Source organism: Citrobacter amalonaticus, from assembly GCF_002918555.1.
Taxonomy (GTDB): Bacteria; Pseudomonadota; Gammaproteobacteria; order Enterobacterales; family Enterobacteriaceae; genus Citrobacter_C; species Citrobacter_C amalonaticus_A.
Window position 1 is genome coordinate 438,866 of the sequence record NZ_PQMB01000001.1, and the last position, 15,030, is coordinate 453,895.

Genomic DNA, 15,030 nt, shown 5'->3' on the forward strand with positions numbered 1-15,030 from the left:
CCATGAGCTTTAGCACAATCATTGACTGGAATAGCTGCAGTGCTGAACAGCAGGATGAACTGCTGATGCGCCCGGCAATTTCAGCCTCAGACAGCATCACCCGAACCGTTAGCGAGATCCTGGACAACGTCAAGGCCCGCGGGGACGACGCGTTACGCGAATACAGCGCCAGGTTTGATAAAACAAATGTGGCAGCGCTGAAGGTAACCGCTGAAGAAATGGCGGCCGCCGGGAGTCGTCTGAGCGACGATCTTAAACAGGCGATGGCCGTCGCGGTTAAAAATATCGAAACTTTCCACAACGCACAAAAACTGCAAACGGTAGATATTGAAACGCTGCCAGGCGTGCGCTGCCAGCAGGTAACCCGCCCGGTGAAATCCGTGGGTTTGTATATTCCCGGTGGTTCAGCCCCACTCTTCTCCACCGTCCTGATGCTGGCGACACCAGCACGCATTGCCGGTTGTGAGAAAGTGGTGCTGTGCTCGCCGCCGCCAATCGCTGATGAAATCCTCTATGCCGCGCAGCTGTGCGGCGTGCGGGAAGTGTTCAACGTCGGCGGCGCACAGGCCATTGCCGCCCTGGCTTTTGGCAGCGAGTCGGTTCCAAAGGTGGATAAGATTTTTGGCCCCGGCAACGCATTTGTGACGGAAGCAAAACGACAGGTGAGTCAGCGTCTCGACGGTGCTGCTATTGATATGCCTGCAGGCCCTTCTGAAGTGCTGGTTATTGCCGACAGCGGCGCAACCCCCGATTTTGTTGCCTCTGACCTGCTTTCCCAGGCGGAGCACGGCCCCGATTCGCAGGTGATTTTACTGACGCCGGATGCCGATATCGCCCGCCGTGTCGCGATAGCCGTTGAACGCCAGCTCGCAGCGCTACCGCGCGCAGAAACGGCGCGTCAGGCGCTGAGCGCCAGCCGTCTGATTGTGACGGAAAATGTAGCACAGTGCGTCGCCATTTCTAACGTGTACGGCCCTGAGCACTTAATCATTCAAACCCGGAACGCCCGCGATCTGGTGGATGAGATAACCAGCGCTGGTTCCGTATTTCTTGGCGACTGGTCACCGGAGTCCGCTGGCGACTATGCCTCCGGCACCAACCACGTCCTGCCAACCTATGGTTATACCGCTACCTGCTCCAGTCTCGGGCTGGCCGATTTTCAGAAGCGAATGACCGTCCAGGAACTGTCGAAAGAGGGCTTTGCCGCCCTGGCGTCGACCATTGAAACACTGGCGGCAGCCGAGCGTCTGACCGCCCACAAAAATGCCGTCACCCTGCGCGTTAACGCCCTGAAGGAGCAAGCATGAGCACTGAAAATATTCTCAGCGTCACCGACTTAGCCCGTGAAAATGTTCGCAATCTGACACCGTATCAGTCCGCCCGCCGACTGGGCGGCAACGGCGACGTCTGGCTGAATGCCAATGAGTTCCCGACTGCGGTAGCGTTCCAGCTCACACAGCAGACGCTCAACCGTTATCCGGAGTGCCAGCCCAAAGTCGTTATAGAGAATTACGCTCAATACGCCGGAGTGAAGCCAGAGCAGGTTCTGGTCAGCCGGGGCGCGGACGAGGGTATTGAGCTGCTGATTCGCGCCTTCTGCGAACCCGGTAAAGATGCGATCCTCTATTGTCCTCCAACTTATGGCATGTACAGCGTCAGCGCGGAAACCATCGGCGTCGAATGCCGCACCGTTCCTGCGTTAGCAGACTGGCAACTGGATATGCAAGGCATCTCTGACAAACTGGACGGCGTGAAGGTGGTTTATGTTTGCAGCCCCAATAATCCAACCGGTCAGCTTATCAATCCACAGGATCTGCGTACGCTTCTTGAACTCACCCGCGGCAAAGCCATCGTGGTGGCTGACGAAGCCTATATTGAGTTTTGTCCACAGGCGACGCTTGCCGGCTGGCTTTCTGAATATCCGAATCTGGTTATCCTGCGCACCCTCTCCAAAGCCTTCGCGCTGGCGGGGCTACGCTGCGGATTTACCCTGGCTAACGAAGAGGTGATCAACCTGCTGCTGAAAGTAATTGCCCCTTACCCGCTTTCCACGCCGGTTGCCGACATCGCCGCTCAGGCACTCAGTCCTCAGGGCATTAATGCGATGCGTGAACGTGTGGCGCAGATCCTGGCTGAGCGTCAGTATCTGGTTAACGCGCTGAGCGATATTCCCTGCGTGGAGCAGGTGTTCAGTTCAGAAACGAACTATATTCTGGCTCGCTTCACCGCCTCCAGTTCTGTATTTAAATCTCTGTGGGATCAGGGCATTATCTTACGTGATCAGAATAAACAACCTTCTTTAAGCGGCTGTCTGCGTATCACTGTTGGAACCCGCGAAGAGAGCCAGCGCGTCATTGACGCCTTACGTGCGGAGCAAGTATGAGCCAGAAGTATCTCTTTATCGATCGTGATGGAACCCTGATTGCCGAGCCGCCGAGCGATTTTCAGGTGGACCGATTTGACAAGCTCGCGTTTGAACCGGACGTAGTGCCCGTTCTGCTGAAGCTGCAAAAAGCCGGCTATAAGCTGGTGATGATCACTAATCAGGATGGATTGGGTACGCAGAGCTTCCCACAGGCGGATTTCGACGGCCCCCACAACCTGATGATGCAGATTTTCACCTCTCAGGGCGTGTTGTTTGATGAAGTGCTGATCTGCCCGCATCTGCCTGCGGACGAGTGCGACTGCCGGAAACCGAAAGTGAAGCTGGTTGAACGCTATCTGGCTGAACAGGCGATGGACAGCGGCAACAGCTATGTCATTGGAGATCGCGCCACCGACATCCAGCTTGCAGAAAACATGGGGATTACCGGTTTACGCTATCACCGCGAAACGCTGAACTGGGCAACTATCGGCGAACAGCTGACCAAACGTGACCGCTATGCCCACGTGGAGCGCAATACCAAAGAGACGCAGATTGACGTTAAAGTCTGGCTGGACCGCGAAGGCAGCAGCAAAATTAACACCGGCGTCGGTTTCTTTGATCACATGCTGGATCAGATCGCAACCCACGGCGGCTTCCGTATGGAGGTCTCCGTGAAAGGCGATCTCTATATAGACGATCACCACACGGTTGAGGATACCGGTCTGGCGTTGGGTGAAGCATTAAAACTGGCGCTGGGCGACAAGCGCGGAATTAATCGCTTTGGATTCGTGTTGCCAATGGACGAATGCCTGGCTCGCTGCGCGCTGGATATCTCCGGTCGCCCACACCTTGAATATCGCGCTGAGTTTACCTACCAGCGCGTGGGCGATCTCAGTACCGAGATGGTCGAACACTTCTTCCGTTCACTTTCTTATACCATGGGCGTGACCCTGCACCTGAAGACCAAAGGCAAAAACGATCACCACCGCGTGGAGAGCCTGTTCAAAGCGTTTGGTCGTACCTTGCGCCAGGCGATTCGCGTTGAGGGCGATACCCTTCCCTCCTCGAAAGGAGTGTTGTGATGAACGTGGTGATCCTCGATACCGGCTGCGCCAACCTGAACTCGGTGAAATCTGCCGTGGCGCGTCACGGTTACGATCCGGTGGTCAGCCGCGACCCGGAGATTGTTTTACGGGCAGATAAGCTGTTTCTGCCTGGCGTTGGCACGGCACAGACGGCGATGGATGAGTTACGCGCACGCGATCTGATTGAGCTGATTAAGGCCTGTACCCAGCCGGTACTGGGTATTTGCTTAGGAATGCAGATTCTTGGTCGTCGTAGCGAAGAGATGAATGGTGTTGACCTGCTGGGTATCATCGACCAGGACGTGCCGAAGTTGACCGACGTTGGCCTGCCCTTGCCACACATGGGCTGGAACCGCGTCTGTCCGCAGGCCGGAAATCGCCTTTTCCAGGGCATTGAAGACGGCGCCTGGTTTTACTTCGTCCACAGCTTCGCCATGCCGATCAATCCCTGGACCATCGCCCAGTGCCATTATGGTGAACCGTTCACTGCGGCGGTGCAAAAAGATAATTTCTTCGGCGTGCAGTTCCACCCGGAGCGTTCGGGTGCCGCAGGCGCGCAGTTGCTGAAAAACTTTCTGGAGATGTGATGATTATTCCCGCTTTAGATTTAATCGACGGCACCGTGGTGCGTCTCCATCAGGGCGATTACGGTCAGCAGCGTGATTACGGCAACGATCCGCTACCGCGCCTGCAGGATTACGCCGCTCAGGGTGCCGACGTATTGCACCTGGTTGATCTGACTGGCGCGAAAGATCCGGCCAGACGGCAGATCCCACTGATTAAAACCCTGGTGGCCGGTGTGGACGTGCCGGTGCAGGTTGGCGGAGGCGTACGTACGGAAGGCGATGTGGCAGCCCTTCTGGAGGCTGGCGTTGCCCGCGTGGTGGTCGGTTCCACGGCGGTAAAATCACCTGAAATGGTGAAAGGATGGTTCGGGCGTTTTGGCGCCGACGCACTGGTGCTGGCGCTCGATGTACGCATTGACGCGCAGGGCAATAAGCAGGTCGCGGTCAGCGGCTGGCAGGAAAATTCAGGTGTCTCGCTGGAAGCGCTGGTGGATACCTATCTGCCGGTCGGCCTGAAACATGTCCTGTGTACCGATATCTCCCGGGACGGCACGCTGGCAGGCTCCAACGTTTCGCTGTACGAAGAAGTCTGTGCGAAATACCCTCAGGTAGCGTTTCAATCCTCCGGAGGAATTGGCGGAATTGAAGACGTTGCAGCCCTGCGCAATACCGGGGTACGCGGAGTGATCGTCGGGCGTGCGCTGCTGGAAGGGAAATTTACCGTTAAGGAGGCTATCCAATGCTGGCAAAACGTATAATTCCTTGCCTGGACGTTCGTGATGGCCAGGTCGTGAAAGGTGTACAGTTCCGTAATCACGAAATTATCGGCGACATCGTCCCGCTGGCTAAACGCTATGCCGAGGAAGGCGCAGATGAGCTGGTGTTTTACGATATCACTGCCTCCAGCGATGGTCGCGTGGTGGATAAAAGCTGGGTGTCACGCGTGGCGGAAGTCATCGATATTCCTTTCTGCGTGGCGGGCGGGATTAAGTCGGCGGACGACGCCGCTAAAATCTTGTCCTTCGGGGCGGATAAAATTTCTATTAACTCCCCTGCCCTGGCCGACCCCTCGCTGATTACGCGACTGGCTGAGCGCTTTGGCGTACAGTGCATCGTGGTGGGCATTGATACCTGGCATGATGCAACAACCGGCAAATACCATGTCAATCAGTATACCGGTGATGAAAGCCGCACCCGCGTGACCACTTGGGAGACCCTCGACTGGGTTTCAGAGGTGCAAAAACGCGGTGCCGGGGAAATCGTTCTCAACATGATGAACCAGGATGGCGTGCGTAACGGCTACGACCTGGAACAACTGAAAAAAGTGCGTGAGGTTTGCCACGTGCCGCTGATTGCGTCGGGCGGCGCGGGAACTCAGGAACACTTCCTTGAAGCCTTCCGCGATGCCGACGTCGACGGGGCGCTTGCCGCCTCCGTCTTCCACAAACAGATAATCAATATTGGTGAATTAAAAACGTACCTGGCAACTCAGGGCGTGGAGATCAGGTTATGTTAACAGAGCAGCAACGCCGCGAACTGGACTGGGAAAAAACCGATGGACTGATGCCGGTTGTTGTCCAGCATGCGGTATCCGGGGAAGTGTTGATGCTGGGATATATGAACCCGGAAGCCCTGGATAAGACCCTCGAAACCGGTAAAGTGACGTTTTTCTCACGCACTAAACAGCGCCTGTGGACCAAAGGTGAAACATCCGGCCATTTCCTGAAGGTGGTCAACGTTGCGCCGGATTGCGATAACGACACGCTGCTGGTGCTGGTTAACCCGATTGGCCCGACCTGCCACAAAGGCACCAGCAGCTGCTTTGGCGATACCAGCCACCAGTGGCTGTTCCTCTACCAGCTTGAGCAACTTCTGTCTGAGCGCAAAACTGCCGATCCGGCGAGCTCCTATACCGCAAAACTGTATGCCAGCGGCACCAAGCGAATCGCGCAAAAGGTAGGGGAAGAAGGCGTGGAAACTGCGCTGGCTGCGACGGTGAACGACCGCTTTGAGCTGACCAACGAAGCCTCTGACCTGATGTACCATCTGTTAGTGTTGTTGCAGGATCAGGAGCTTGACTTAACCACCGTGATTGAGAATTTGCGTAAGCGCCATCAGTAAACATTCTGACGTAAAAAAACCGGGCGATGCCCGGTTTTTGTCAGTCGGAAAAACGGTGTACAACAGCCAATTAATTCGCTTTCGGCTTGTAATTGCGCAACGCGTTTCGTCCCAGAACCACACCGCTACCAACCATCCCGCCCAGCAACACAGCCAGAATAAGCGTAATCGCCTTTTTCGGGCTATCACGACGGATCGGCAACGTCGGCTTCATCACGTAGCGATAAGCGTGAATGGAATCGGTATCAACTTTCAGGGTGTCAATATCCAACAGGTTTTGTTTGGTCTGGAAATAGTTCTGTGAAAACACCAGCGGTCGCGTGGATTCATGCTCAATCATTGACTTCAGCGCCTCGCTACCCAGCAGGAACAGAGTGTCCTGGGTAACATCCTGAGTTTGCTGCACCTGAGGTTTAGTGATATTCGCCTGTACAGCAAACTTCAGCGCTTCCTGAATCTGTTTAATACGCAGCGCTTTCTGTTCCTGCGACACCGCCTCCTGCGTTTTCAGGGAATCAGTCAGCGTGCTGGTTTGTAATTTGATGTTGTCCGTAAGGTCAGTCTTCAGCTCTTCAGAGACATTTTCATCAACCTTTTGAATATATTCAGAAAGTTGTCTCTGCGCGCCTTCAGCTGTTTCTCCCACATAGGAGACGACCAGAGGCAACGATTGACCTTTTACTGACTGCTCAATGGTCAGTTTCTCTGGTTTTTCCTGATTATCCAGCGTTTCAGCTAATGCTGAAAACGTCGTACTAAACCGGCCGATAAAGCTGGCCTGCACATCGGTAACCTTAGGCGCATTGTTACCGTATAGCACGCTCACCGCATTATTATAAGTAGCGATTTGCCCGACATCGGGTTGTGTGATAATTGCTGTCGAGGTCCATTTCTCTTTTGCAATTGCCAGGTAACCTACAGCCAGTGCAAGAGCAACGATAATGCATACAATAATTGTCACCTTACCACGCCACAACTGGATAATTAAATCAATCAGATCAATCTGTTCCGGATCATTATTGCCCCCGGTAATATTACGACTTTCCACTCTCATCAGAACCTTAAAAAGAAGATTACAACCGGGTACAGTGTAGTCATAAACGCTCTTAAAGCTATAGGATTAATGATAATATTTAAGGAAAGTTGCAAAAATTTTAGCTACGGGGTAAGGCTATTTTATCGGGCCAAAAACAGCTTAATCACTGCCAAAGAGATCCCGGGTATACACTTTATCCTGAACGTCCTGAAGCTCAGTAGCCATCCGATTTGAGATAATAACGTCGGCCTGTCGCTTGAATGTGGTTAAATCTCGCTCAAGTCGGGAGTTAAAAAAAGCCTCAGCGTCCAGTACTGGTTCATAAATAATCACTTCAACGCCTTTAGCCTTTATACGCTTCATAATCCCCTGAATCGAAGAGGCGCGGAAGTTATCAGAACCACTCTTCATAATAAGGCGATAAATCCCAACCACCTTCGGTTTTCTGGCGAGAATCGCATCCGCGATAAAATCTTTACGGGTGCGGTTAGCATCAACAATTGCGGAAATAATGTTGTTAGGCACTGACTGATAATTCGCCAGAAGTTGTTTGGTATCCTTCGGCAAACAGTAACCGCCATAACCAAACGACGGATTATTGTAATGGTTACCGATACGTGGATCGAGGCATACCCCTTCAATTATCTGGCGGGTATTTAATCCTAAGCTTTCTGCGTAACTATCAAGTTCATTGAAATAAGCAACGCGCATTGCCAGGTAAGTATTAGCAAAGAGTTTAATCGCTTCTGCTTCGGTCGAATCGGTAAACAATGTCGGGATGTTCTGTTTTATCGCGCCTTCCTGCAATAAAGCAGCAAATTTTTCTGCACGCCCGGAGCGCTCGCCAATCACAATACGCGACGGGTGCAGATTGTCATAAAGCGCTTTACCTTCCCGCAGGAACTCCGGAGAGAAAATTATATTTTTCGTTTTAAACTTCTTACTCATTGCCGCTGTAAAACCAACGGGCACCGTAGATTTGATGACCATCACTGCATCAGGATTGATTTCCAGTACATCGTGGATAACGGACTCAACGCTGGAAGTGTCAAAATAATTTGTTGTTGGATCATAGTCGGTTGGCGTTGCGATGATGACGTAATCAGCATTTCGGTAAGCAAATTGCTTATCAATAGTAGCCTTGAAGTCGATTTTTCCTGACGCCAGAAATTGCTGAATTTCTTTGTCAACAATAGGAGAGATCCGATCATTCAACTTCTCAACGCGCGCAGGAATGATGTCTAACGCGACAACCTCATGGTGTTGAGCGATAAGCAGTCCATTTGACAGACCAACATATCCGGTTCCAGAAATGGTGATTTTCATTTCACGCTCTCAGAATTAACTTAATTATGAATCATGATGTTTTCGCATCCTGATAAGGAATAAAAGTTTTAACGCCCCGATGAATACAGGTCAACGAAGGTGAAAACAATTCAGATTTTCTTTATCAGGATAGACTAACTTTATTAAGTTAAGATTAAGCAATAGAAATAAATCAATAAGAATTGAGACAAAAAAAAGCCCGGTTAAAAAACCGGGCTCATCAGCTTTTGAAGAATTAATCCATCCATTCAGTATGGAAAACACCTTCTTTATCAGTGCGCTTATAGGTATGTGCACCGAAGTAATCACGCTGCGCCTGGATCAGGTTCGCAGGAAGAACTGCTGCGCGATAGCTGTCGTAGTACGCCACTGCCGCAGAGAATGTCGGTACCGGGATACCATTCTGCACTGCATACGCCACGACATCACGCAACGCCTGCTGATACTCATCGGCAATGTTTTTGAAGTATGGATCCAGGAGCAGGTTGGCAATGCCCGTATTTTGAGCATAAGCATCGGTGATTTTCTGCAAGAACTGGGCGCGGATAATGCAACCAGCACGGAAGATCTTCGCAATCTCACCGTAGTTCAGATCCCAGTTGTACTCATCAGAGGCGGCACGTAGCTGTGAGAAGCCCTGAGCATAGGAAACAATTTTCCCCAGATACAACGCGCGGCGAACTTTTTCGATAAATTCTACTTTATCAGAGGCTAACTGAGCTTTCGGCCCTGAAAGAACTTTGGATGCGGCAACGCGCTGATCTTTCAAAGAAGAAATATAGCGAGCAAACACTGACTCGGTGATCAGGGACAGCGGTTCACCGAGATCCAGAGAACTTTGGCTGGTCCACTTACCGGTGCCTTTATTGGCTGCTTCATCAAGGATCACGTCAACCAGATATTTACCGTCTTCATCTTTCTTAGTGAAGATATCTTTGGTGATGTCGATCAGATAGCTGCTCAGTTCACCGTTATTCCACTCGGTAAAGGTGCTGGCAAGCTCTTCATTACTCAGATTCAGGCCACCTTTCAGCAAGGAATAAGCTTCAGCAATCAACTGCATGTCGCCGTATTCAATGCCGTTATGCACCATTTTCACATAATGGCCCGCACCGTCGGCACCAATATAAGTCACGCAGGGCTCACCATCTTCAGCAACGGCAGCAATTTTTGTCAGAATCGGCGCAACCAGCTCGTAGGCTTCTTTCTGACCACCAGGCATAATGGAAGGCCCTTTCAGCGCGCCCTCTTCACCACCGGAAACCCCGGTACCGATAAAGTTAAATCCCTCAGCAGAGAGTTCACGATTACGGCGAATGGTGTCCTGGAAGAATGTGTTGCCACCATCGATGATGATGTCACCCTTATCCAGATACGGTTTCAGGGAATCAATAGCAGCATCAGTGCCCGCCCCGGCTTTCACCATTAACAGGATACGACGGGGCGTTTCGAGAGATTCAACAAACTCTTTTACCGTGTAATAAGGTACCAGCTTTTTGCCTGGATTCTCGGCAATCACTTCTTCAGTCTTTTCACGGGAGCGGTTGAAAACGGAGACGGTATAGCCACGGCTTTCGATGTTGAGCGCCAGGTTGCGCCCCATCACAGCCATACCGACGACGCCGATCTGTTGCTTGGACATTACATACTCCTGTCAGGGTGTGGTCACCGCACGACTTGTGCGCGGCTTGAATGTGACTTAGATGTTAACTCATGAGCGAAGTAGATGGATAGCACTTAAATGTACAAATAACTAATAATCAATTCATGGCATGCAGATATTGCTGACGGACGATACTCCATCGATAACGTCTGGTTGCAATTTCAAGCATTTTTTCGCCGATATCATCTGGGAAACAAGGTTCACAGATGACCTGAATAAGTGAGTCAACATTCTGGAAGTAGAGAGCCTGCTCTTCCGTTGTGGCACGATTATAAGCACAATCAAAGCATAATATTGGCTTTGAAAAATGCATCATTTCAACTAAAGAAGGATTCGTTCCTCCCGCTGAGTGCCCATGAACATAAAAACGACACTCACCACGAAGTACAGACAGTTTATTGATATCGTAAATCGGATCCAGAATAGTTATATTTTCGAACGTTGAATATTTTCTTTTCAACATACGTCCATATTCGCTTGAATCCCAGTTACCTACAAACACAAGTTTCACATCGGTTTGCGAGAAAGATTTAAGTATAAGATGAACATTATTTTCTGGTTCAATACGACATAATGCGAAAGCAAAGTCTTTTGCATCTATGTTGGCATTAGATTGAGAAACCGCATGATCACCACCATAAGCGATAACCAAGCTTTCTTTGTTATACTCCTCTCGAACATAATCCGCGATAGCTTTGTTATCGGAAATAACGACGTCAGAAAACTTGACAGCTATACTTTCAGATAATTTGAGGAACCGCCTCGCAAATTTCCCCCACTTCGCTCGCCGCCATTCCAGTCCATCAATGTTTGTAACAACTTTGCCACGATAAAAAAGTTTGAGAACCGGCATAAAGATTGCACCAGAAACACCTAGTACTAATATTGCTGCTGGGCGATAAAAAAGGCACATTATCAAACATAAAATATCATAGATTATACTATGAATCCCATTTGCATTAAGCGGTACATATGCTAATTTTGCATTTTTATAAGATTTTATCTTTTTCTCATATGCTTTACTTGAGCAAAAAACCAAAAAATCCTGACTAGATTTTTCATTACTCGAGTTATTGTCTTCTGATACTAAATTTTCAACTAACGTTTCAAATCCACCATAATTTGCAGGAACCCCCACAACGCCAACAACAGCATACTTAGGCCTAATACTCATTTCCATTTTATTTTTCCACTTTGTCATAGCCATACACTATGCCAATTAATACAAAAAAGAACAAAGATAACTTAGGTACTTCAAATAGTGGACCGCTTAGAAAGTAAAACGGCGACAGAATAAAGAACCAGTAACATGCCTTAAAGAAAATTTTCTCTTTGAAAGAAATATCCCAGTGCAAAATAACATTAACTTTCTTAACCAGAAAGTATAATGCTACAAAATAAAAGACTAGCCCCGGCACTGCATATTTATAAAGTAAGTACGCATACAATGACTCAAGATAGATATCTTTACCAGAACCAACGCCTACAAATGGGTTATCATGAATTTGTGCGATACTAAATAAGATTTGGTTAATTCTGGTATTAAATGAACCAATACCATCGCCAGAAAAATCAAGCTGACCTGACAACAAAAAATCAACGCCATAAATAATATAATAAAATTTTGTTGCAAATGTATCCCAAAATGAAAAAATCGCCCCACAAACGATGATGGCTACAATTGCAAGTGATAGCAATATATTTGGTTTATTTATCCTTTTCAGCATGAGGATGCTGACCAAAAATATTGAAATTAGAGCAGACATCATCACAAACATGCGACTTTGAGTCAGAAGAATCATAGAAAATATCGCCAGCATCATTAAAAATACTGAAAATAGTTTCGTATCAGATGGGTTTTGCAGAGAAGAAATAAATTTCTGAAGATAATATAAATAACCAAAAAAAAGAAAAAAAGCCAGGTGATAGGTGGTGTTAAAGATAGATGATAGTTTGTCGTCGAGAATCTCCATTGATTCTCTTTTATAAAGCAAGTAACTTATCGAAGGTACCGTTAGTTCTATTATCCCGACTATAATTGAAACGATAACTAACCAAAAATATGTTTTATAAAAAGACTCTACACTTCGGTTTGAGCATCTCACATAAACATACCCCATTAAGATATAAACACCAAAATACAATACTTTTAATGAGGATGTAAAGGAAGAAAAATTGACATTATCTTCATTAGCTAATGCAATACTTGTCATCATTAAAACAATAAAGAATGATAACATAAAACTTAAGAGAAATTGAATTTTCATCTTAAGAACCCATGGTAACATTACTGCAGGAATTAGACTGATGAACAACACATGGTACATCATTCCGCCAGTAGTCCCGGGGAAAATTGGCGCTGCTATTGAAACGAAAAAGCATGCAAGAAAGAGCGAAGAATATATTTTTTGAACAGTTGCCATTTAATTAATCCGTTTGATGAATAAATCAAATACGGAGGAGATTTTATGTTTTAAAAAACTATCGACAGGTAAAGTTTCATGAATATTACTATTCCCGGAACACTCAATCAGTCTTTTTATATTTTCATTTAAATCATTAGTGGAATTATAATTTACAACATATTCACATGAGAACTCATAATCAATAGAAGTTAAGCATGGTTTATCATTTTTAATGTATTCGTACATTTTAAGAGGTGAACCATCATGGCTTCTTTCAGCTAAGTATGGCAACAACCCAATCTTAAAGGTACTGATGAGCTGAGGTAGTTCAGAGTAATTAAATTTACCATGAAATACCACCCCCAATTTGGAGAGTTCTTCGACAACAGACTTGTTATACGCTTCTCCATATATAATCACAGAATGATTTTTTACTAATTTTTGAACAAAATTCACATCAAATTTATCGGTTATAAAGCCGACAAATCCAAAGTCATAGATATGGTTATCAGAGATACTTTTTGAGATCTTATCTGAAAATCGACTAGTAAATACTCCGTTCGAAATTACTGCAGATTCAATTTTGCTATATCTGGTAATTGCTTTACTAGCTTCAATAGTTACAGATGTCATAAAATTGTAATATTCAGCCACATACTTATATTTATCATCAACTAATTTTTTGTCCAACTGGCTATAACAATTATGCTTGGTAAAATTATCAATCATATCATACCAGTAATAGACCTTTTTATCCTTGATGACAGGAATGAGTGCCATTGGAGTAAAGTCGATAACCAACAATGGCAAAGCCTTAGGATCTTTTAAGTAATCGTTAATATAGTCATTAACATTATCAGTATAACAATTGACTGTCCATGCTCTTTTTTTCAATGGGCCAAATAAATCAAAGCTTGTTTTATCAATGACATTGATATCCGGGTAATTATTTATTTTTACTCTTTTATTTAGAATTCTTTCATAAACACTAACCGGTCTATTTAATACAGTAATATCTTTAACTGATTCAAAACGTGAAAATATTTCAAGAAACTGAAGATCACGAACAGCTGAGCCAAACTCATGCCAAAAATATAAATCGCGATAAGGTATATAAAGTATGTTAATCATCTCAATTCTCAAAAACATGATGCTATTGGCAATTTGCAAACAGCATCACAAAAAACTAAAGTGTAATAACCTTAATTCCATCGATATCAGTAAGTTTTGATTTCAAATCGTATACAAACCCATTAGGTTTAATTCTTGTAATCAGAGAATTATCACTCAAGAATGTCTTGTGAGGAACAATCAAAGCGACAACATCGTAAATATCATTAGTTTTAGAAGAGAGCACATTCATGTGATATTCTTTAAAAAACTCCTCAGCATCAATAAGAGGATCATAAATATCGATTTCAATGTTATATTTCTGAAGCGCTTTTACAAGCTCAACCACTTTTGTGTTTCTGATATCAGGACAATCCTCTTTAAAAGATGCTCCTAAAATGAGTAATTTTGATTTTGGCACATCTATAGAGTTCATCGCCATATGATCAATAATTTGCGAACAAACAAACCCAGCCATACTGTTGTTTATTTCTCGAGCCGATCGCATCATATCAGGCGCATAATTATATTCATTTGCTTTCTGAAGTAGATAATAAGGATCAACACCGATGCAGTGACCACCAACGAGACCTGGCTGTAGCTTTATAAAATTCCATTTAGTTCCTGCAGCTTCAAGCACATCAAATGTGTTAATGTTCATTTTATTGAACATCATAGCAAATTCGTTCATCAAAGCAATGTTAACATCGCGCTGCGTGTTTTCAATGACCTTTGCTGCTTCCGCAACACGGATGGATGTTGCTGGAAAAGTGCCAGCTTGAATAATTGATTTATAAAGTTCATCAACAATTTTTGCAATTTCATTTGTTGAACCAGAAGTTACTTTTTTAATTGTTGTTAAACGATTTACTTTATCACCGGGATTAATCCTTTCCGGGCTATAGCCTGCAAAGAAATCTTCATTGTATTTAAGCCCAGAAGCGCGCTCAATTTCAGGAATACAATCATCTTCTGTTGCGCCTGGATATACTGTTGATTCATAAATAACAATATTGCCTGGTGCGATTACCTTACCTAACATCTGACTAGCTTTGATCAAAGGTGTTAAATCAGGTTTGAAATGTCTGTCGACAGGAGTCGGAACTGTAACTATATAGATATCTGCAGCTTTAATATCATTCAAATCCGTTGTGTATTTGAGTCTGGAAGCTTGCTTCAGTTCTTCAGAAGTACATTCCTTTGTGACATCAACGAATTCTTTCAGCTCACTAACACGATTAGCATCGATATCAAAACCTGCTGTTTCATACAACTTTCCAAACTCAACAGCTAACGGTAAACCCACATAGCCCAGACCAATAATAGCTATTTTTTTATCAGATAAATTCATTC

14 protein-coding genes are annotated in these 15,030 nt (G+C 46.2%); 7 read left to right on the top strand and 7 right to left on the bottom strand.

Annotated features, from left to right (window positions below):
- The first annotated feature begins 2 nt into the window (after positions 1 to 2).
- Genes hisD through hisIE form a run of 7 tightly spaced genes read left to right on the top strand, consistent with a single transcriptional unit; the run spans position 3 to position 6,137 of the window.
- On the top strand, positions 3 to 1,307 hold the full coding sequence (hisD, locus tag C3432_RS02290) for a histidinol dehydrogenase (protein WP_103775071.1): 1,305 nt from the start codon (positions 3 to 5) through the stop codon (positions 1,305 to 1,307).
- Positions 1,304 to 2,383, top strand: coding sequence for a histidinol-phosphate transaminase (hisC, locus tag C3432_RS02295; protein ID WP_103775072.1), 1,080 nt, complete (start codon positions 1,304 to 1,306; stop codon positions 2,381 to 2,383). The genes hisD and hisC overlap by 4 nt, the downstream gene beginning before the upstream one ends.
- Positions 2,380 to 3,447: a bifunctional histidinol-phosphatase/imidazoleglycerol-phosphate dehydratase HisB gene (gene hisB / locus C3432_RS02300; RefSeq protein WP_103775073.1), complete on the top strand. Its 1,068-nt coding sequence runs from the start codon at positions 2,380 to 2,382 to the stop codon at positions 3,445 to 3,447. Before hisC ends, hisB begins: the two co-directional genes overlap by 4 nt.
- Complete coding sequence (gene hisH, locus C3432_RS02305; protein WP_103775074.1) at positions 3,447 to 4,037, top strand: imidazole glycerol phosphate synthase subunit HisH; 591 nt, start codon at positions 3,447 to 3,449, stop codon at positions 4,035 to 4,037. The genes hisB and hisH overlap by 1 nt, the downstream gene beginning before the upstream one ends.
- Positions 4,037 to 4,774 carry a 1-(5-phosphoribosyl)-5-[(5-phosphoribosylamino)methylideneamino]imidazole-4-carboxamide isomerase gene (hisA, locus tag C3432_RS02310; protein WP_103775075.1) on the top strand — a complete coding sequence of 246 codons (738 nt, stop codon included), beginning with the start codon at positions 4,037 to 4,039 and terminating at the stop codon, positions 4,772 to 4,774. Before hisH ends, hisA begins: the two co-directional genes overlap by 1 nt.
- Positions 4,756 to 5,532 (top strand): imidazole glycerol phosphate synthase subunit HisF, encoded by a 777-nt coding sequence (hisF, locus tag C3432_RS02315; RefSeq protein ID WP_103775076.1) that lies wholly within the window; start codon positions 4,756 to 4,758, stop codon positions 5,530 to 5,532. The genes hisA and hisF overlap by 19 nt, the downstream gene beginning before the upstream one ends.
- A complete protein-coding gene (gene hisIE, locus C3432_RS02320) occupies positions 5,526 to 6,137 on the top strand; it encodes a bifunctional phosphoribosyl-AMP cyclohydrolase/phosphoribosyl-ATP diphosphatase HisIE (RefSeq protein WP_103775077.1) in 612 nt (203 codons plus the stop codon). The genes hisF and hisIE overlap by 7 nt, the downstream gene beginning before the upstream one ends.
- Before the next feature lie 70 nt (positions 6,138 to 6,207).
- Here hisIE and wzzB read toward each other — a convergent pair whose 3' ends face one another.
- The 7 genes from wzzB to C3432_RS02355 form a co-directional block, all read right to left on the bottom strand.
- Positions 6,208 to 7,191, bottom strand: a complete 984-nt coding sequence (gene wzzB, locus C3432_RS02325; RefSeq protein ID WP_103775078.1) for an LPS O-antigen chain length determinant protein WzzB — start codon at positions 7,189 to 7,191, stop codon at positions 6,208 to 6,210.
- Between the two features lie 141 nt (positions 7,192 to 7,332).
- The gene (gene ugd, locus C3432_RS02330) at positions 7,333 to 8,499 is read right to left on the bottom strand and encodes a UDP-glucose 6-dehydrogenase (RefSeq protein WP_103775079.1); all 1,167 of its coding nucleotides are present in this window, start codon (positions 8,497 to 8,499) and stop codon (positions 7,333 to 7,335) included.
- 235 nt (positions 8,500 to 8,734) lie between these two features.
- Positions 8,735 to 10,141, bottom strand: a complete 1,407-nt coding sequence (gene gndA, locus C3432_RS02335) for an NADP-dependent phosphogluconate dehydrogenase (RefSeq protein WP_103775080.1) — start codon at positions 10,139 to 10,141, stop codon at positions 8,735 to 8,737.
- Positions 10,142 to 10,259: 118 nt separating this feature from the next.
- Positions 10,260 to 11,342: a DUF1972 domain-containing protein gene (locus C3432_RS02340; protein ID WP_181012862.1), complete on the bottom strand. Its 1,083-nt coding sequence runs from the start codon at positions 11,340 to 11,342 to the stop codon at positions 10,260 to 10,262.
- Between the two features lies 1 nt (position 11,343).
- A complete protein-coding gene (locus C3432_RS02345; protein ID WP_103775081.1) occupies positions 11,344 to 12,585 on the bottom strand; it encodes an O-antigen ligase family protein in 1,242 nt (413 codons plus the stop codon).
- Positions 12,586 to 13,698 (bottom strand): hypothetical protein, encoded by a 1,113-nt coding sequence (locus C3432_RS02350; RefSeq protein ID WP_103775082.1) that lies wholly within the window; start codon positions 13,696 to 13,698, stop codon positions 12,586 to 12,588.
- A 55-nt stretch (positions 13,699 to 13,753) separates the two neighbouring features.
- Entirely contained in the window at positions 13,754 to 15,028 is a 1,275-nt protein-coding gene (locus tag C3432_RS02355; protein WP_103775083.1) for a nucleotide sugar dehydrogenase, read from the bottom strand.
- Positions 15,029 to 15,030: the final 2 nt, after the last annotated feature.

What these genes read in the sequence shown, in the direction of transcription:
- hisC (WP_103775072.1), top strand. Translation starts at nt 1,304, where the DNA reads ATGAGCACTGAAAATATTCTCAGCGTCACCGACTTAGCCCGTGAAAAT.
- hisH (WP_103775074.1), top strand. Translation starts at nt 3,447, where the DNA reads ATGAACGTGGTGATCCTCGATACCGGCTGCGCCAACCTGAACTCGGTG.
- C3432_RS02340 (WP_181012862.1), bottom strand. Translation starts at nt 11,342, where the DNA reads ATGGAAATGAGTATTAGGCCTAAGTATGCTGTTGTTGGCGTTGTGGGG.
- hisF (WP_103775076.1), top strand. Translation starts at nt 4,756, where the DNA reads ATGCTGGCAAAACGTATAATTCCTTGCCTGGACGTTCGTGATGGCCAG.
- C3432_RS02355 (WP_103775083.1), bottom strand. Translation starts at nt 15,028, where the DNA reads ATGAATTTATCTGATAAAAAAATAGCTATTATTGGTCTGGGCTATGTG.
- wzzB (WP_103775078.1), bottom strand. Translation starts at nt 7,191, where the DNA reads ATGAGAGTGGAAAGTCGTAATATTACCGGGGGCAATAATGATCCGGAA.
- C3432_RS02350 (WP_103775082.1), bottom strand. Translation starts at nt 13,698, where the DNA reads ATGATTAACATACTTTATATACCTTATCGCGATTTATATTTTTGGCAT.
- C3432_RS02345 (WP_103775081.1), bottom strand. Translation starts at nt 12,585, where the DNA reads ATGGCAACTGTTCAAAAAATATATTCTTCGCTCTTTCTTGCATGCTTT.
- ugd (WP_103775079.1), bottom strand. Translation starts at nt 8,499, where the DNA reads ATGAAAATCACCATTTCTGGAACCGGATATGTTGGTCTGTCAAATGGA.
- hisIE (WP_103775077.1), top strand. Translation starts at nt 5,526, where the DNA reads ATGTTAACAGAGCAGCAACGCCGCGAACTGGACTGGGAAAAAACCGAT.
- hisD (WP_103775071.1), top strand. Translation starts at nt 3, where the DNA reads ATGAGCTTTAGCACAATCATTGACTGGAATAGCTGCAGTGCTGAACAG.
- gndA (WP_103775080.1), bottom strand. Translation starts at nt 10,141, where the DNA reads ATGTCCAAGCAACAGATCGGCGTCGTCGGTATGGCTGTGATGGGGCGC.
- hisA (WP_103775075.1), top strand. Translation starts at nt 4,037, where the DNA reads ATGATTATTCCCGCTTTAGATTTAATCGACGGCACCGTGGTGCGTCTC.
- hisB (WP_103775073.1), top strand. Translation starts at nt 2,380, where the DNA reads ATGAGCCAGAAGTATCTCTTTATCGATCGTGATGGAACCCTGATTGCC.